At 45.8% G+C, this 17078-nt stretch carries 14 protein-coding genes and 1 pseudogene; all 15 read left to right on the top strand.

Annotated elements, in window-relative coordinates; all coding sequences use genetic code 11:
* Positions 1 to 66 precede the first annotated feature (66 nt).
* The 15 genes and pseudogenes from HMPREF9624_RS05415 (at position 67) to HMPREF9624_RS05345 (ending at position 17058) form a co-directional block, all read left to right on the top strand.
* Positions 67 to 630, top strand: coding sequence for an FtsB family cell division protein (locus tag HMPREF9624_RS05415; protein ID WP_009536878.1), 564 nt, complete (start codon positions 67 to 69; stop codon positions 628 to 630).
* Positions 608 to 2866, top strand: a complete 2259-nt coding sequence (locus HMPREF9624_RS05410) for a peptidoglycan D,D-transpeptidase FtsI family protein (protein WP_036594855.1) — start codon at positions 608 to 610, stop codon at positions 2864 to 2866. Before HMPREF9624_RS05415 ends, HMPREF9624_RS05410 begins: the two co-directional genes overlap by 23 nt.
* A gap of 15 nt (positions 2867 to 2881) precedes the next feature.
* Positions 2882 to 3847 carry a phospho-N-acetylmuramoyl-pentapeptide-transferase gene (gene mraY / locus HMPREF9624_RS05405; RefSeq protein WP_009536876.1) on the top strand — a complete coding sequence of 322 codons (966 nt, stop codon included), beginning with the start codon at positions 2882 to 2884 and terminating at the stop codon, positions 3845 to 3847.
* Positions 3848 to 4032: 185 nt separating this feature from the next.
* A complete protein-coding gene (murD, locus tag HMPREF9624_RS05400) occupies positions 4033 to 5397 on the top strand; it encodes a UDP-N-acetylmuramoyl-L-alanine--D-glutamate ligase (RefSeq protein WP_009536875.1) in 1365 nt (454 codons plus the stop codon).
* A 30-nt stretch (positions 5398 to 5427) separates the two neighbouring features.
* Complete coding sequence (locus HMPREF9624_RS05395) at positions 5428 to 6570, top strand: FtsW/RodA/SpoVE family cell cycle protein (protein WP_009536874.1); 1143 nt, start codon at positions 5428 to 5430, stop codon at positions 6568 to 6570.
* 2 nt (positions 6571 to 6572) lie between these two features.
* Positions 6573 to 7316 carry a cell division protein FtsQ/DivIB gene (locus tag HMPREF9624_RS05390; protein WP_009536873.1) on the top strand — a complete coding sequence of 248 codons (744 nt, stop codon included), beginning with the start codon at positions 6573 to 6575 and terminating at the stop codon, positions 7314 to 7316.
* Between the two features lie 124 nt (positions 7317 to 7440).
* A pseudogene (gene ftsZ, locus HMPREF9624_RS12275) lies at positions 7441 to 8663 on the top strand (cell division protein FtsZ).
* A gap of 226 nt (positions 8664 to 8889) precedes the next feature.
* Entirely contained in the window at positions 8890 to 10482 is a 1593-nt protein-coding gene (locus HMPREF9624_RS05380; RefSeq protein ID WP_009536870.1) for a peptide chain release factor 3, read from the top strand.
* A 46-nt stretch (positions 10483 to 10528) separates the two neighbouring features.
* Positions 10529 to 11911: a Sapep family Mn(2+)-dependent dipeptidase gene (locus HMPREF9624_RS05375; protein WP_009536869.1), complete on the top strand. Its 1383-nt coding sequence runs from the start codon at positions 10529 to 10531 to the stop codon at positions 11909 to 11911.
* A gap of 42 nt (positions 11912 to 11953) precedes the next feature.
* Positions 11954 to 12994 (top strand): methionine ABC transporter ATP-binding protein, encoded by a 1041-nt coding sequence (locus HMPREF9624_RS05370; RefSeq protein WP_009536868.1) that lies wholly within the window; start codon positions 11954 to 11956, stop codon positions 12992 to 12994.
* Positions 12995 to 13660: a methionine ABC transporter permease gene (locus tag HMPREF9624_RS05365; RefSeq protein WP_009536867.1), complete on the top strand. Its 666-nt coding sequence runs from the start codon at positions 12995 to 12997 to the stop codon at positions 13658 to 13660.
* Positions 13661 to 13776: 116 nt separating this feature from the next.
* Complete coding sequence (locus HMPREF9624_RS05360; protein WP_009536866.1) at positions 13777 to 14694, top strand: MetQ/NlpA family ABC transporter substrate-binding protein; 918 nt, start codon at positions 13777 to 13779, stop codon at positions 14692 to 14694.
* A 125-nt stretch (positions 14695 to 14819) separates the two neighbouring features.
* Complete coding sequence (locus tag HMPREF9624_RS05355; protein WP_009536865.1) at positions 14820 to 16040, top strand: DUF975 family protein; 1221 nt, start codon at positions 14820 to 14822, stop codon at positions 16038 to 16040.
* The gene (gene nrdR, locus HMPREF9624_RS05350) at positions 16037 to 16513 is read left to right on the top strand and encodes a transcriptional regulator NrdR (RefSeq protein WP_009428680.1); all 477 of its coding nucleotides are present in this window, start codon (positions 16037 to 16039) and stop codon (positions 16511 to 16513) included. Before HMPREF9624_RS05355 ends, nrdR begins: the two co-directional genes overlap by 4 nt.
* Positions 16510 to 17058, top strand: coding sequence for a YqeG family HAD IIIA-type phosphatase (locus tag HMPREF9624_RS05345; RefSeq protein ID WP_009536864.1), 549 nt, complete (start codon positions 16510 to 16512; stop codon positions 17056 to 17058). Before nrdR ends, HMPREF9624_RS05345 begins: the two co-directional genes overlap by 4 nt.
* Positions 17059 to 17078: the final 20 nt, after the last annotated feature.

The following is a 17078-nucleotide window of genomic DNA, read 5'->3' as shown; positions in this document are numbered from 1 at the left end:
AGAGAAGGGATGCGATCACATTGCAGTATAGAAATGTGTTAGGCAGAAGATGAAGAGGGGAACAGTATGGCAAGGAAGCTGATAAAAAGACAGGCAGGGTACATTGCCGGCTCGGTAGTGACGAAAGAGGAACTTGCACCGAGAAAGAAAAACGTTCAAAAAGTTAAGAGAAAAATGGCACCGAAGAAGAATACGGCAAGAAAACCGGTTCATAAAGGCGGTGCTGTTTCCCGCGAAGAAAGAGCAAGAATCCTTCGGGAACGAGAGATGGGACATGTCCTGCAGCAGGAGAGATTGCAGGGAAAGACTTCGGCGAATTTTGCTTTGGTCGCCTCCGTGGCGTTGTTTATGCTGATTATGGGGGGACTTTGCTTTCATTACATCCAGTTGCAGACGGAAGTAAATACACGGATTCACCGTATAGAACAAAAGAAGAAGCAGATTGAAGTCTTAAAACAGAAGAATGATGCTTTACAAAATGCGATTAATGCCTCATTGGATCCGGAAAAAATTTATACGATGGCAACGGAAGAATTGGGAATGGTATATCCGGGAGAAAATCAGGTTATAGAGTATAAGAAACAAGAAAGCGAGTATGTAAGGCAGTATGAGAACATCCCAAAGCACTGAGGAAGAACAAAAAAGAAAAAGGCGGCAGACTAAGATTCTGCCGTTTTATATGCAGGAAAAGCTGATGGTGGGATTTGTTTTTTTAATCCTGCTATTTGCTGTTTTAAGTCTTGTTATTTTTCAAATGATTCGAAAAAACAGTGAAGAGTACAGCCGAATTGTTTTGGGGCAAAGGCAGTCCGGATACGGTTCCCGTTCCATTCAGGCAAGGCGCGGGGATATCTTGGACCGAAACGGTACAATTTTGGCAACGAGTGAAAAGGTCTACAATTTGATTATGGACCCGAGAGCCATTACTTCCCGCACAGATGACCGCTATCTGAAAGCAAGCTTGGACGCCTTAAAAGAGTACTTTAAAGAGGATGAGAGAGTGGCTGTTGCCGAGTCCGTACTGAATGAACAGAAGAATCTTACGGGAAATAAAAAGAGTGCGTATTTTAAATTTAAGGAAGGAATGAGCTTTGAGGAAAAGGAAGCCTTCCAGAAATTTATAGACGAAAAAAACGCGGCGTATCGAAAAAGCGGCAATAAATACGAAATTAAAGGGCTTTGGTTTGAGGATAAGTATCAAAGGAGCTATCCTTATAAGGACCTGGCCTGTAATATCATAGGCTTTTCTTCCGCCGATAACGAGGGGGGAACCGGCGGAGTTGAACAATACTACAATAATTCTCTGATTGGAGTAAACGGAAGAGAGTACGGCTACCTGGATTCGGACACCAAGCTGCAATCCGTGATTCGCGAGGCGACGGACGGAAACAGTATTGTGACAACCATCAACTTTAATATTCAAAGAACGGTAGAGAAGTATTTACAGGAATGGCAGAAGGATGACGTGGGTTCCAAAATGGCGGCGGCGATTGTTATGAATCCGAAAAACGGAGAAATTCTTGCCATGGCAAGCACCAATCGGTTTGACTTGAATCATCCGAGAGACTTGGACAAAACGCTTTATCCCGATAGCCTTTTATTGGAGATGGGGAAAAAAGAGGCTCTTGCAAAATATAAAAGAGAGCATAACAATCAGGAACTTTCCGAGGATAAGCTCTCCACGGTTTACAGTAATGATGAAATTATGTCTTTGGGTTCACAGGTTGCCTGGAATCAGATGTGGAGAAATGTAGCGATTTCCGATACCTATGAACCCGGCTCCACAGTAAAGCCCTTTACTTTGGCCGGCGCTTTGGAGGAAAATGCAATTCAGCAAAATACGATGTTTACCTGTGAAGGCTACATCACCTTAAGTGACGGCGTAAAGACTTGGACTATTCGCTGTCATAAAAGAGACGGGCACGGAACCATTGATGCGGAACAGGCGATTATGCAGTCTTGCAACGTTTACATGATGGATACCGCATTTCAGGAAGGTGCTGAGAATTTTGTAAAGTATCAACATGTTTTCGGCTTCGGTGAAAAAACGGGGATTGATTTGCCCGGAGAAGCGGATACCTCCGCACTGGTTTATAAGGCGGATAATCTGGGAAAGACCTCCCTTGCCACAAATTCTTTCGGACAGAACTTTAACGTTAGCATGATTCAAATGGCGGCGGCATTTTCCAGCGTAGTGAACGGCGGTTCCTACTTCAGACCGCATGTGGTGAAGCAGATCTTAAATGCGAACGGAACCGTGATACAGGAAATGGAACCGGAACTTCTCCGGGTAACCTGCTCGAAAGCAACCAGTGATTTCCTAAAGGAAGCGCTTTATCAGACTGTGGAAAAAGGAACCGGAAGACCGGCGCAGATTCAGGGGTATCATGTGGGAGGAAAGACGGGAACGGCACAAAAGTTACCCCGTTCCGAAAAAAATTACCTGGTATCCTTCTGCGGTTTTGCTCCGGTGGAGGACCCGCAGCTTCTCGTATACGTCATTGTGGATACACCGAATTTGGACGGAGAGGAACAGGCCAGTGCTTCTTTTGCGACAAAGATTGAACAAAAAATCATGAATGATGCCTTACAGTTCTTGAATATCCCTCCACAGGGAGAAACGGACCCGGAGGCTTCCTTAAACAAGGATTTACAAGAAGGGATAAAGGCAAAAGAAGAGACAGGGGAAACTACATCGGAGACGAAAAAAGAGAACTCTGAAGCAAAGGAAGAAAGTTCCTTGGATAGTGACGAAAAACAGGACAATGAGGACAGTGTTCCCGGAGCGCTTCCGGAGAGCAGTGCGGTCAACTCCGCTTCCGCTGAAAAGGAAAATACGGATAACGAGGATGAACAGAGAAATTAAGGGAGAATGGAAATTATGCTGAGTAACACCATTGCATTGGGGATTGCGTTTTGTGTCATGCTGCTGATTTCTCCGAGGGGGATTGCAATTCTGCACCAATTAAAATTCGGACAGGAAGTACGGGATGACGGGCCGCAGGCACATTTGAAGAAACAGGGGACGCCTACGATGGGAGGCATCCTCTTCCTTATCGCAATCAGCGTGGCAATCCTTCCTTTTATCAAAGAAAAGGGTGTTTTACCGGCCTATCTTCTGGGGCTCGGCTTTGGTATTGTGGGATTTATAGATGATTATCTGAAGGTCGTAAAGCATCAGTCGGAGGGATTCAATCCCAAGCAAAAGATGGCGGCGCAGATTATCATTTCCCTTCTCTATATTGCTTACCTCTATTTTTATAGCGGACATACAACGGCGTTTCTTTTTCCGTTTTTGAAAGATACGGAAGTGACTTTTGGAATCCTATTTTTCCCGATTTCCCTCTTTATCATTACGGCAACCGATACCGGTGCCAACTTCACGGACGGGATAGACGGGCTCTGCAGCAGCGTGACGGCCGTTATAGTATTCTTTCTCTTTATGGCGGATCGAGTTTTGCTCGGGAATGCACAGTTGGGGGCGCTACCCGGAGCGGTACTGGGAGGACTTCTCGGATTCCTCTGTTTTAATGCATACCCCGCTAAGGTCTTTATGGGAGATACGGGTTCCCTTGCACTGGGCGGTTTTGTGGTGGCTATGGCAATTCAGACAGAGACGGCCCTGTATATTCCGTTCTTTGCCGTTATCTATTTTATGGAAGTACTTTCCGTGATTTTACAAGTGGGATATTTTAAAATCACACACGGAAAAAGGATTTTCAAAATGGCTCCGATACATCACCATTTTGAACTCTTGGGATGGTCGGAAACGAGGGTGGTTACGATATTTACCACAATTACCATCCTTGCCTGCTTCTTCGTGGCTTTCGTTTTGGAAATCACATAAGGAAGAAATGGGCAGGACATACATCCGGGATAGGTTTAGTGAATAGGGTAAGCTTAGAGAATAAGATAGGTTTAGAGAATAGGATAAGCTTAGAGAATAGGATAGGCTTAGAGAATAGTAAAAAAACAGCCGTGAGCAGCGGGCGTCAAAAAAATAGTGGAAACAAGAAGAACAGAGGGATAAGGATGAACAGGCAGAAAGTTTTGGTATTGGGTACGGGCAGAAGCGGAGTGGCAGCGGCAAAGCAGATTCTTGCTATGGGAGGAGAAGTTGTATTCTTTGATGCGAATGCAAAGCTGGATGAGAAAAAGCTTCTCGCCCAATTTAAGAAAAAAGAAGTGCTGAAAATTGTAAAAGTTATAAAAGGAAAGCTCTTGGAAAGCGATTTGCTTAAGATTGATGCTGCCGTAATCAGTCCCGGCATCCCTGTTGATGAACCTTATGTTCTTTTACTGAATACTGCGAAGATTCCGGTTATTGGAGAAATCGAACTGGCATATCAGTCCTGTAAGGGAAAACTTTGTGCCGTTACGGGGACCAACGGAAAGACGACAACGGTGAGTCTGATCGGAGAGATTTTAAAGAGCCAATATCCGGATACGCATGTGGTGGGAAATATTGGAAATCCGTTTACCGCTGAAGCGCTGGATACGGAGGAACAATCCGTGACCGTATGTGAGGTAAGTTCCTTTCAGCTGGAAAGCATTGTGGATTTCCGACCGAATGTCTCCGCTATTACGAACATCACGCCGGATCATTTGGACCGTCATAAGACGATGAAAAATTATATTGCCATAAAGGAATCTATCGCCGTAAACCAGACGGAAGAAGACAGCATTGTCTTAAACTATATGGATTCCGAGCTTCGAAAGTTCGGAAAGAAGCGGGGACTAAAACCGAATGTACTTTGGTTTTCTTCGGAGGAAGAACCGAAGGAGGGATTTTTCCTGAGGGGAGAAGAGTTTATCTATAAAAATAAAGAAAAAGAAGAGAAACTCTTTAAGACCGGAGATTTGCAGCTTTTGGGAAAACACAATTATGAAAATGTGATGTGTGCCATGGGAGTAGCCTTGAAAATGGGTGTGCCTATGGATAAAATCGTAAAGGTCTGTAAGAAGTTTAAACCGGTAGAACATCGTATTGAATTTGTGCGGGAGAGATCCGGTGTTCGCTATTATAATGATTCCAAGGGAACCAATGTGGATGCGGCTATTCAGGCACTTCGCGCCATGCCGGGACCTGTGCTTCTGATAGGTGGAGGCTATGACAAGCATGTGGATTTTGATGCTTGGGTAAAGGAGTTTAAAGGAAGGGTAAAATATCTTGTTCTTATTGGAGAAACCCGGAATCAGATTGCGGCTTGCGCGAAGAAGCACGGCTTTCACAATCTGATGTTTGCCGAGGATATGGATGAAGCCGTAAAAGATTGTGCGGCCTATGCCGATCCGGGAGACTATGTACTCTTGAGCCCTGCTTGCGCATCCTGGGGGATGTTTAAGGACTATGAAGAAAGAGGCAGAATTTTTAAGGATTGTGTGAAAAACCTGTAGTATAGCGGTAGAAAAGGAAAGGGAAGAATAGTGGCGAAAAAAAAGAAGGTCAAGCATTTTTATGATTTTTCCTTGGTGGTAATGGTCTTTTCCATTACTCTTTTCGGTCTTTTGATGTTGTATTCCGCTTCGGGCTATATGGCGGCTAAAAGTGATTTGGGAGATATGTATTATCTCACCAGACAAGGGAGCTTTGCCATAGCCGGTTTTTTGCTGATGCTCCTTATTTCCCGCTTTTTTGATTACCATTGGTTTTCTAAGTTGAATCTGATTTTGTATGTTCTGGCTTGGGGCGCCTTACTGGCGACTTTTGTAATGGGGGTAGCTTCCCACGGATCACACCGATGGATTCGTCTTTTCGGGATGCAGTTTCAGCCTTCCGAAGCAATGAAACCGGCTGTAATTATCGTTCTGGCAACCTTACTCACCGATAAGGGGTATCGCATCAATTCATTACGGGATATTTTTCGAACCTTACTCTATGCGCTGATTCCGGCAGCAGTAGTGGCGTTTACGAACCTTTCCACGGGAATGATTATTGTCGGAATAGCCGTATTCATGCTTTTCGTGGCGGTAAAATCCTATCGCTATCATGCTGCACTGTTTCTGCTCGGGCTTTTGGCTTATCTTGGCGCCTATCCGTTGGCAATTTTTTTACAAAAGGTAAAGATACTGCATGACTATCAGATTACAAGAATTCTTGCCTGGAAGGATCCGGTATCTTTTCCGGATGATACCTATCAAACCAGACAGGGGCTTTATGCCATTGCTTCCGGAGGGCTTTTCGGAAAGGGGCTGGGAGAAAGCATTCAGAAGTTTCTTATGCCGGAGGCGCAAAATGATATGATTTTCACCATCATCTGTGAGGAACTCGGATTGGTGGGGGCGGTCGGACTGATGCTGGTTTATGCTTTGATTCTGTTCCGACTCTATGAAATCGCGAAAAATGCCAAGGATCTTTTCGGCTCTTTCCTCGTAATCGGGGTAATGGCCCATATTGCTTTGCAGGCAATCTTAAATATTGCGGTAGCCACAAATGCGATTCCCAATACGGGAATTACACTGCCGTTTATCAGCTACGGAGGAACCTCACTGGTCATTCTTCTTGCGGAAATCGGAATTTGCCTGAATGTATCCTGGCAGACTACTCTGGATATGGAAAAAGGAGAGTAGAGATGCGGGACAGAAAAGAGAGTCGGGAAAGAAAAAAGAAGAAGGAACTCAGCCTATACGGAATCTTATTGTTGTTTCTGCTCCTCATTATGTTGTTTTTAAGTACAAGAGTGCATGAAATCAATGTCATAGGAAATGAGCAGTACACCAAGGAAGAGCTGGTCAATATGATTCTGTCGAAGGACCTGGATTACAATAGTCTCTATGCCTTTGTGGAAGACCGAATCAGGCCGCATAAGAGCCTGCCGTTTATAGAAAAATATGAGTTGCACTGGAAGAGTCCTTTTTCTCTGGAAATTATTGTATATGAGAAAAATATGGTAGGCTACGTAGAGTATATGTCCAGCAATCTCTACTTTGACGGAGACGGTGTTGTGGTGGAGTCTACGCAGAAAAAGTTACCCGGCATTCCGAAGATTACGGGACTGAGCTTTTCCAAGGTGAGTTTGTATAAGGCGCTTCCCGTAGAAAATAAAGCCATTTTTCAGGATATATTAAATTTAAGTTCTGCACTGAGGCAGGAAAAAATAGAGTGTGACCATATTGATTACAGCGCTTCCTCCACAGCAACGCTTTACATCGGGGAAATCAAGGTGCTTTTAGGCGACCATGAGGACATGGAACAGAAGCTGATGAGTTTAAAGGATATCCTTCCGGCTTTAGCAGGGAGGAAAGGAACATTGGACCTCAGCAAGTACCGGGGCAGAAAAGAGAAGGAAGCCTATGTCTTTAAGGAAGAGAAGTAGGAGGGGGAGCAAATTTGCACAGTCCCCCTTTACAAATATTCTAAAATTCTTATAATGATATAGTTAGGTTAAATGAAAGAATGGGTCCTTTTAGGAGTGCATCATAGATTTTAAGGAGGAAGACATGATAGAAATCCAGCTTCCCGAGTCTGAAGCAGCGGCAAAAATTATCGTTGTCGGTGTTGGCGGCGCAGGAAATAACGCAGTAAACCGAATGGTGGACGAGGGCATTGTCGGCGTTGAGTTCATTGGGGTGAATACAGATAAACAGGCCTTGCAGTCCAGTAAGGCTGCCAGTTCCATGCCCATTGGAGAGAAGCTGACAAAGGGCTTGGGCTGCGGCGGAAAGCCGGAGATCGGCACCAAGGCGGCGGAAGAGAGCGCGGAAGAGATTACAGCTGCTCTGCAGGGAGCCGACATGGTTTTCGTAACCTGCGGTATGGGTGGAGGGACCGGAACCGGTGCCGCACCTGTTATTGCCAAGATTGCGAAGGATATGGGGATTCTTACCGTAGGCGTGGTGACGAAGCCTTTCCGTTTTGAAGCAAAGCAGAGAATGAAGAACGCCCTTTCCGGAATTGATGCTTTAAAGGAACCGTGGTAGACACTTTAATTGTGATTCCGAACGACAGATTGCTTGAAATTGTAGAGAAGAAAACTTCTCTTCCTGATGCTTTGAAGAAGGCGGACGAAGTTCTGCAACAGTCCGTTCAGGGAATTACGGATTTGATTAACGTGCCCGGATTGATTAACCTGGACTTTGCGGATGTTTCCGCGGTCATGAAGGACAAGGGTGTTGCCCATGTGGGTATCGGTAGAGCAAAGGGTGATGACAAGGCTATTGAAGCTGTGAAGACTGCCATTTCTTCTCCGCTTTTGGAGAGTACCATCGAAGGTGCTACGGATGTTATCATCAATATCTCCGGAGACATTAGCCTGATTGAAGCAAATGATGCAGCTTCCTATGTGGAAGAGCTGGTAGGAGAGAATGCCAACATCATCTTCGGCGCCATGTACAATGAAGATGCGCAGGATGAGGTTTCCATTACCGTAATTGCAACCGGCATCAAAGAGAAGAAGAGTGCGGAAGCTGTGAAGGCAGCTCCCGAGTTTAAGCCGCAAGCGGGATTGCACAGCAATGTAAGTCCTGTACAGCCGGGCTTTACCACTCCGAGTTTTTTGAATAATCCGCGTCTTTCCACTCCGACTTTGGGAGAAAGACCGGAGGTTCCGATGGAGAATCCGTCTTTAAGAACAGCGGAAACAGTGGAACCGCAGGTACAGAGTAAGCCCAGAATAGGAAGAGAAGCGGGCCTTGAAATTCCTGATTTTTTACGTAGAAAATAAAAGTAAACGAGATATCGCACGCTTCGCGCACGATACTCGTTATGAATACTAGGCTATGTCCTAAGGGCATAGCCTTTTCTTAAGACGGGGAAAGTTCGCTTTGCGTATTTTTCTCGTTTCCTTGATTATAGGATGATTTTTAACGACTTGAATGATTTACTTTAAGATTTAATTAAGAAGAATACAAAGTCGCATAAGAAGAATACAAAGAAGTTTTAGGAGGCACATGGCAAACTTAAGAGAAGAAATAGAAAAGAGAAGGACCTTTGCGATTATTTCTCACCCCGACGCGGGAAAGACAACCTTGACGGAGAAATTTCTTCTCTATGGAGGGGCAATTAATCTTGCAGGAACTGTAAAGGGAAGAAAATCGGCAAAACACGCGGTTTCCGACTGGATGGAAATCGAGAAGGAGAGAGGTATTTCCGTTACCTCTTCCGTTTTGCAGTTTAACTATGACGGAAGATGTATCAATATTCTGGATACGCCGGGACACCAGGATTTCTCGGAGGATACCTACAGAACCTTGATGGCGGCAGACAGCGCAGTCATGGTCATTGACGGAGCAAAGGGTGTGGAGCCGCAGACTATTAAGCTTTTTAAGGTTTGCGTGATGCGCCATATCCCCATTTTCACCTTCATCAATAAGTTTGACCGTGAAGCAAGAGACCCATATGAACTCTTGGACGAGATTGAGGAGGTACTGGGCATCCGTACCTGCCCGATTAACTGGCCTATCGGTTGCGGGCACAACTTTAAGGGCGTTTTTGACCGGGAAAAAGAAGAAGTGGATCTATTCCATGCAGCCGGCGGCGGAAAGAAAGAAGTGGAAAAGGAAGTCTATTCCAAAGATGATCCTAAATTAGAAGAAGTAATCGGAAAAGAATACTTTGATAAGCTACAGGACGACTTGGAGCTCTTGGAAGGCGCTGCGGAAGGCTTTGATGAAGAGAAGGTGGATGCCGGACTTCTGACTCCCGTTTTCTTCGGATCGGCTCTTACCAACTTCGGTGTAGAAACCTTCTTACAGCATTTCCTGAAAATGACGAAGTCCCCGCTTCCGAGAATGTCCGACCAGGGATTCATCGATCCGGTGGAGGAAGCATTTTCCGCCTTTGTCTTTAAGATTCAAGCCAATATGGATCCGAAGCACAGAGACAGAGTGGCTTTCATGCGGATCTGCTCCGGTGAGTTTGATGCCGGAATGGAAGTGAACCATATCCAGGGCAACAGAAAGGTGAAGCTTTCTCAGCCTACCCAGATGATGGCGGATGAAAGAAAAATTGTGGAAAAGGCTTATGCGGGAGACATTATCGGCATTTTTGATCCGGGCATTTTCTCTATCGGAGATACGCTGGAGCTCTCCGGAAAGAAATTTGTCTATGAAGGCATTCCGACCTTTGCACCGGAGCATTTTGCAAGAGTAAGGCAGATTGACACCATGAAGAGAAAGCAATTCTTAAAGGGAGTATCCCAGATTGCGCAGGAGGGTGCCATTCAGATTTTCCAGGAATACAATACCGGTATGGAGGAAATTATTGTAGGTGTAGTAGGAAGCCTCCAATTCGAAGTCTTGACCTATAGACTGAAAAATGAATACAATGTAGAAGTTCGACTGGATATGCTTCCTTATGAGCATATTCGTTGGATTGAAAATTATACGGAAATTGCAGTGAACGAAATTTCCGGTACTTCCGATATGAAGCTAGTAAAGGATTTAAAGGACAGACCTCTGCTTCTTTTCGCCCATCCCTGGTCCATAGGTATGGTGCTGGATCGGAATAAGGACTTACATTTAACGGAATTTTCCAAGAACTAAGATTGGAATGGTTCATACGAACCATTTCGGAAAGAAAGGCAAAGCTATGGAAAAGACGATTAAAAACTGGCTCCTCGAGCATGAAGAAGAGTTTGTACAGGATTTATCCGCACTGGTACGGATTAATTCCGTAAGAGGAGAGACGAGAGGTGACCTTCCCTTCGGAGAGGGACCGAAGGACGCTTTGGACGCGGGTTTAAAAATTTGTGACCGCTACGGTTTCCATACCAAGAACTGGGACAATTATGTCGGAACGGCCGACTTTTCTCCGGAACTGCCCCATAGCTTGGATATTCTCGGACATCTCGACGTCGTGCCTGCAGGAGAGGGCTGGGAGGTGACCGGACCTTTTGAGCCGCTTGTAAAGGACGGCATCATTTACGGAAGGGGAGTCAGTGATGATAAGGGACCGGTACTTGCGGCGCTGTATGCTATGCGTGCCGTAAAGGAGCTGGGGTATTCTCTGAAGAAGGGCGTTCGGCTTATCATGGGAACCAATGAGGAAACCGGATCTGCCGACCTCGAGTATTACTATAAGAGAGAGAAGGCGGGAGAGATGAGCTTCACGCCGGATGCGGAATTCCCGATTATCAATATTGAAAAAGGCGCCATGCACGGTACTTTAAGAAAGAATAGAACAGTAGAGGGTTCTTTACTTTCCATGAAAGCCGGTGTTGCGGTAAATGCCGTTCCCCAGAAGGCGGTAATGGAATTTAAGAATTTGTCGGATGAAGAATTTAATGCGGCAAAACTTGCAGTTGAAAAGGAATGCAGTGTACAGATTCAAAGATCCGGAAATACCGTGACCGTAATCGGTGTAGGCGCGCATGCGTCCACGCCGCATCTCGGAAAGAATGCGGGGCTTGCGGCTTTATCCTTTGCAGTGAAGCTTCCTTCCCTCGGTGCGGAAGACAGAAAAGCCTTTGAAGCGGTACTCGCCCTTTTCCCTTACGGGGTAACGGACGGTTCCGGAATCGGCACCAAGCTGCAGGATGAAGAAAGCGGAGAGCTTACCTGTACCTTGGATATCTTCGAGGTAGGGGAAAAGGAAATGCACTTTATTTACGACAGCCGTATTCCTATCTGCGGAACAAAGGAAAATTGTGAAGACATGGCGAGAAAAACCGTAGAAGAAAAGGGCTTTATCTTTGAGACGGAGGGAATGGTTCCGCCACACCATGTTCCGAAGGATTCCGACTTTATCAAGGCTCTCCTTTCCTGCTATGAAAAGGTGACGGGAGAAAAAGGGGAGTGCCTTGCTATCGGAGGCGGTACCTATGTACATCATGTGGAGAACGGAGTCGCTTTTGGTGCCATTCTTCCGGGAGTGGATACCCATATGCATGGCGCGGATGAGTGGATTAAGGTAAAGGACCTGCTTCTTGCGGCTGAGATTTATGCGGAGTCTATTCTCGCACTTTGTCAGTAAAATAGAAAAATGAAGGATTCGGATTTTATCCGAAGGAGTAGAATGGAAGAAAATATTATCTCTATAAGAGGCCTGGGAAAAGTATTTCGGACCGCTTCCGGAGACTTTACCGCTCTGGAAGACATTCATTTAGATATTAAAAAAGGGCAGATTCACGGAATCATAGGGCTTTCCGGTGCAGGAAAGTCCACTTTGGTGCGCTGCATCAATTTTCTGGAAAGACCGAGTAGCGGACAGATTCTGTTTAAAGGGAAGAGCTTAAGCACGATGAAGGAGAAGGAAATTCTCGCCATGCGGCAAAACATGGGGATGATTTTCCAGCAGTTTAATCTCCTCGAGCAGAGGAATCTTCTCGAGAACGTTTGCTTTCCCCTGGAAATTGCGGAAAAGGGCAGTATTTTCCAAAAAATATTGCAGGGCGGTGCACGAAAAAAGAAGAGAATTGCAAGAGCCGAGGAGCTTTTGAAACTTGTCGGTCTGGAGGGAAGAGAAAAGAGTTACCCTTCCCAGCTTTCCGGAGGACAGAAGCAAAGAGTTGCGATTGCGAGAGCCCTGGCCACGAATCCGGAGGTACTGCTCTGCGATGAAGCAACTTCCGCACTCGATCCGAAAACCACGGAGCAGATTCTCGAACTTCTGAAACAAATCAATGAGGAGATGGGGGTTACCATCATTATCATCACGCACCAGATGAGCGTGATTGAGTCGATTTGCGATGAGGTGGCCATCATTGATCACAGTAAAATAGCCGAGCACGGGCCGGTAAAGGAGATTTTCCGTTCGCCGAAGACGGAAATCGGAAAGCGACTTATCCTGGGAGAAGGAGAAAGAGAAGCCTTCTTCGGAAGCGGAAAGCGTTTTCGTATCGTATTTGACGGAAAAAATGCACATGATCCGATTCTTTCGGAGCTGATTCTTGCTTTGCATACTCCGGTGAATATCCTCTTTGCCAATACCAAAGAAGTGGACGGTATGGCAGTAGGACAGATGGTAATTGAACTTCCGGAAAATCTGGAGGATATCCTGCATGTTACGGAATTTATGAAGGAAAGAGGAATCCCCTTTGAGGAGGTGCATGGATAGATGAGTATAAAAGAATTAATTCCCATGTTTCAAACGGAAACGATGGCAACGCTTTATATGGTGGGAGTTTCTACCTTGATTTCCTATCTTATCGGCATTCCCTTGGGCGTCATCTTGATTGTCACGGAAGACGGCGGGCTTTATCCGATAAAGCCGGTACACGCTGTTCTGGGATTTCTCACCAATATCTTTCGAACGATTCCCTTCCTGATTCTTCTGGTCATGGTGTTGCCGATTACAAAGTTTCTTGTGCATACCACACTCGGACCGAATGCAATCATTCCGCCACTCGTTTTTGCAGCTGCACCTTATATTGCCAGAATGGTGGAATCTTCTTTAAAGGAAGTGGATGCGGGAGTGATTGAGGCGGCACGCTCGATGGGAGCCAGCAGACTGCAGATCATCTGGAAAGTCTATCTTCCTGAAGCAAAGCCGAGTCTTTATATCGGAGCGGCAATCTGCATCACGTCGATTTTGTCCTATTCCGCCATGGCGGGATTTGTAGGCGGAGGCGGGCTTGGTGCCATTGCTTTAAACTACGGCTATTACCGTTACAAGACGGACATCATGATTATTGCGGTTTTAGTACTCATTATCATCGTGCAGATTATCCAGGAGTTTTGGATGCGTCTTGCAAAATACAGCGATAAGAGAAGAAGGGTATAAAGCTTTTCTCTCTTTAGCATAGAAACCTGCCACGGGAATGCTTCCCGCGGTGCGACAAGCTTGGAAAATTTTCATAAGAGAGTAGGGAGAGTTTTCAAAGTAGAAAAGGAGAAATTATGAGAAAAAGAATAGCAGCGTTATTACTTGGTTTGGCTGTTGTTTCCTTAGCGGCTTGCGGGGGACAGAAGGCGGATACAAAGACCGAGACCAAGAAAGAGACGGAAGCCGGAAGTGAGAAGGCAACGGAGAACGAAAAGGCGGCTGAGAGCGAGAAGGCCACAGAAGCGGCTGCAGCGTCCGGAGAGACCGTAAAGATTAAGATCGGTGCGACGCCGAGTCCCCATGCGGAGATCTTGGAAGCGGCAAAGGACGCTTTAAAGAAGAAGGGCGTGGAGATTGAAATCGTAACCTATAACGATTACGTTCAGCCGAACATTGCTACGGATGAAGGACAGATTGATGCAAACTATTTCCAGCATCAGCCGTATCTGGATGATTTCAATAAGGAAAACAACACCCATGTTGTTTCTGTAGGAAAGATTCACTATGAGCCTTTCGGAATCTATGCAGGAAAGTCCAAGGATCTGAAAAATATTCAGGACGGCGCAAAGATTGCAGTTCCGAACGATACCACCAATGAGGCAAGAGCGCTTCTCCTTTTGGAGGCAAACGGCATCATTAAGCTGAAGGACGGCGCAGGTCTTACGGCAACCAAGCAGGATATTGTAGAGAACCCGCACAATGTGGAAATCTACGAGGTTGAGGCTGCGCAGATTCCCCGTTCCTTGGATTCTGTGGATTTTGCCTGCATGAACGGAAACTTTGCTATCCAGGCGAACTATAAGCCGAGTGAAGCATTGGCAGCCGAGAAGTCCGACTCCGAAGCGGCACAGACTTATGCCAACATCATTGCCGTTGCCGAGAAGAATAAGGATGCGGCATGGGCAAAGACCTTGGTGGAAGTTTTGACCTCCAAGGAAATCCAGGATTTTATCAATAAAAAGTATGAGGGCGGAGTGGTTCCCTTAAGCTAATCCGAGAGCAGGAGTTGCGACAAAAGAAAGGGTATCCTATCCTTATTGTATGGGGTAGGATACTTCCTTTCATTTCGTGGCTCCTCTTCTGTATGCAATCGTGTTTTATAAGGAAGGGATAAGAAATGATGAAAAACAAAGACTTGAGAAGATTTGCCAGAGAGAGATGGAGAAAGTTTTGGCCTACTGTTTTGGCTGCTTTTGTGCTTCTTTTTTCCGTCTATATCGCCTTGGCAATGGGCTTTTCTTTTGTCCTTAGTCCTTTTTTACTGACCAGCTTTTTGCCCGGTATAGAAGAGTTAAGGAGAGGAATCAGTCTGAGTATTTCGGGAATATTGCTTGCCCTTCTGGGATTTGTGCTGGTGATGTATCTGATTATCACCTCCTTTTCCATCCTGTATATGGCTTTAAAAAGCATACGGGGGCAGAAACTGAGTCCATTCGATATCTTTTATACCCTGCGTCCGGAAAATTATCCGATGCAAATTCGCATTTTGGCCTATAGTTTACTCTATACCGCAATCCCCTGGCTCTTTTCTCTTTTGACGTTTTTCCTTTTCGGAAGTTCTGCCAATAACTCGATTCTCAGTATGCTGGAGGAAGTCTTTTTCAATGTAGTGATTGGCGTCTTTTTAATGTTCTTTTTATGCACACCCTTTCTTCTTCTGGAAACAAAGTCAATGGGACTCATTGATGCGATGAAGAAAAGTGCGGAATGGATGAAGCCGGAGCGTGCTCGTTTCTTTCGGCATGTTTTGTACTTTCTGGGCTTGAGGCTGATAGCCAATGTTCTTGCCGAAATGTGGGGCTATATCTTGGAAAATTCCATCCTGCCCGGCTTTTTTCTGATGTTTTTTTTCCTGCTCTTCTTAAGTCCCTACTATATTCTGGTACAGGCTGCCTTCTACCAAGATATTCTCTCCAAGAAAAAGATGGAACAGGAGAGAAGCGAAGTGCAACCCGAAGCACAGGAAGAGCGCGAAGAAGAGCCCGGATTGATAGCTGAGGAAGAACGGAAGGCGGGAGCGCCGGAATCCGAAGCGGAGCCGAAGCCCGAAGCGGAGGTAGAGCCCCAGGTGGCAGTTGCAGAGGAAATTGAAGAAGAACCGAAGACGGCAGTTGAGGAAGAATCCAAAGAAGTAGTTCAAGCGGTAGTTGAGGCAGAGGATAAAGCAGTACCGGAAGAGACATCGCAAGAGGCATCCAAAGAGATAGCGGAGACAGAACCTCGAGAAGTCCCAAAGGAAGAACCGAAGAAAGAATCCGAAGAAGAACCGAAGGAAGAATTGAGCTTTGAAGAGGCCAGAAAACGGTATACAGACTATAAGGAGGAAGAGGAATCATGAAGTGTCCCTTTTGTAATGCGGAAGATACCCGCGTAATCGATTCCAGACCTGCGGATGAAAATACGGCAATCAGGAGGCGCAGACAATGTGAAATCTGCGGAAAACGTTTTACAACTTTTGAAAAGACGGAGACGCTTCCCTTTATGGTGGTAAAGAAAGACCAGAGTCGTGTGCCGTATGACCGCGCAAAGCTGGAGGGCGGCATCTTACGCTCCTGCCACAAAAGACCGATTTCTCCGCAGCAGATTTCCGAACTCGTGGATGATATTGAGAACAATATTTTCAAACATGACAGCAAAGAGGTCAGTACGGAGGAAATTGGGGAGATGGTGATGGAGCGCTTAAGAAATCTGGACCAGGTTGCTTATGTGCGTTTTGCCTCCGTATACCGAGAGTTTAAGGATATCAATACCTTTATGGAGGAAATCGGAAAGCTCCTGACCAGTCGCAGTAAGGGAGACGAGAAACTATGAAAGAAGCGGTAGAGAAAACGGAGGAGCGGAAGAACGCCTTTTTCCCGACGTACTCCGTGCGCTCCGTCTACACCCTGGACTTTGAAAGGCTCTATGAGGAAGGATATCGCGCTCTTTTCTTTGACATTGATAACACCCTGGTCTACCATGACGAGCCTGCTCTTCCGGAAACCGTGGAACTGTTTGCAAGACTTAAGAAAATCGGTTTTAAAACGGCCATTCTCTCCAACAACGGAAAAGAAAGGGTGAAGCGCTTTGCGGAAGCAATCGGCGCGGATTATTATCAGGAAAAGGCGGGAAAACCCGGTGTGAAAGCCTATCTTAATGCCGTACGGGAATTTTCCTTACAAAAAGAGCGCTGTCTTTTTTTCGGAGATCAGATTTTCACCGATATCCTGGGAGGGAATAAGGCAGGGGTTCCCACAGTCCTTGTGTATCCGATGGGGAAGGAAAAATATTTTCACATCGTACTGAAGAGAATGCTGGAGAAGCCTTTTTTGTATTTTTACAGCCGAAAACATGCGCTCTGGAGAAATGAGCCCTAAGGCAGGAAAGTAAGGGGGAA

It is taken from the genome of Oribacterium asaccharolyticum ACB7, from assembly GCF_000238075.1.
Taxonomy (GTDB): domain Bacteria; phylum Bacillota; class Clostridia; order Lachnospirales; family Lachnospiraceae; genus Oribacterium; species Oribacterium asaccharolyticum.
This window is presented reverse-complemented; position numbering and strand designations above follow the sequence as displayed.

Excerpts from the sequence above, each read along its gene's own strand:
- HMPREF9624_RS05415 (WP_009536878.1), top strand. The coding sequence starts at position 67 with ATGGCAAGGAAGCTGATAAAAAGACAGGCAGGGTACATTGCCGGCTCG.
- HMPREF9624_RS05410 (WP_036594855.1), top strand. The coding sequence starts at position 608 with ATGAGAACATCCCAAAGCACTGAGGAAGAACAAAAAAGAAAAAGGCGG.
- mraY (WP_009536876.1), top strand. The coding sequence starts at position 2,882 with ATGCTGAGTAACACCATTGCATTGGGGATTGCGTTTTGTGTCATGCTG.
- murD (WP_009536875.1), top strand. The coding sequence starts at position 4,033 with ATGAACAGGCAGAAAGTTTTGGTATTGGGTACGGGCAGAAGCGGAGTG.
- HMPREF9624_RS05390 (WP_009536873.1), top strand. The coding sequence starts at position 6,573 with ATGCGGGACAGAAAAGAGAGTCGGGAAAGAAAAAAGAAGAAGGAACTC.
- HMPREF9624_RS05380 (WP_009536870.1), top strand. The coding sequence starts at position 8,890 with ATGGCAAACTTAAGAGAAGAAATAGAAAAGAGAAGGACCTTTGCGATT.
- HMPREF9624_RS05375 (WP_009536869.1), top strand. The coding sequence starts at position 10,529 with ATGGAAAAGACGATTAAAAACTGGCTCCTCGAGCATGAAGAAGAGTTT.
- HMPREF9624_RS05370 (WP_009536868.1), top strand. The coding sequence starts at position 11,954 with ATGGAAGAAAATATTATCTCTATAAGAGGCCTGGGAAAAGTATTTCGG.
- HMPREF9624_RS05365 (WP_009536867.1), top strand. The coding sequence starts at position 12,995 with ATGAGTATAAAAGAATTAATTCCCATGTTTCAAACGGAAACGATGGCA.
- HMPREF9624_RS05360 (WP_009536866.1), top strand. The coding sequence starts at position 13,777 with ATGAGAAAAAGAATAGCAGCGTTATTACTTGGTTTGGCTGTTGTTTCC.
- HMPREF9624_RS05355 (WP_009536865.1), top strand. The coding sequence starts at position 14,820 with ATGATGAAAAACAAAGACTTGAGAAGATTTGCCAGAGAGAGATGGAGA.
- nrdR (WP_009428680.1), top strand. The coding sequence starts at position 16,037 with ATGAAGTGTCCCTTTTGTAATGCGGAAGATACCCGCGTAATCGATTCC.
- HMPREF9624_RS05345 (WP_009536864.1), top strand. The coding sequence starts at position 16,510 with ATGAAAGAAGCGGTAGAGAAAACGGAGGAGCGGAAGAACGCCTTTTTC.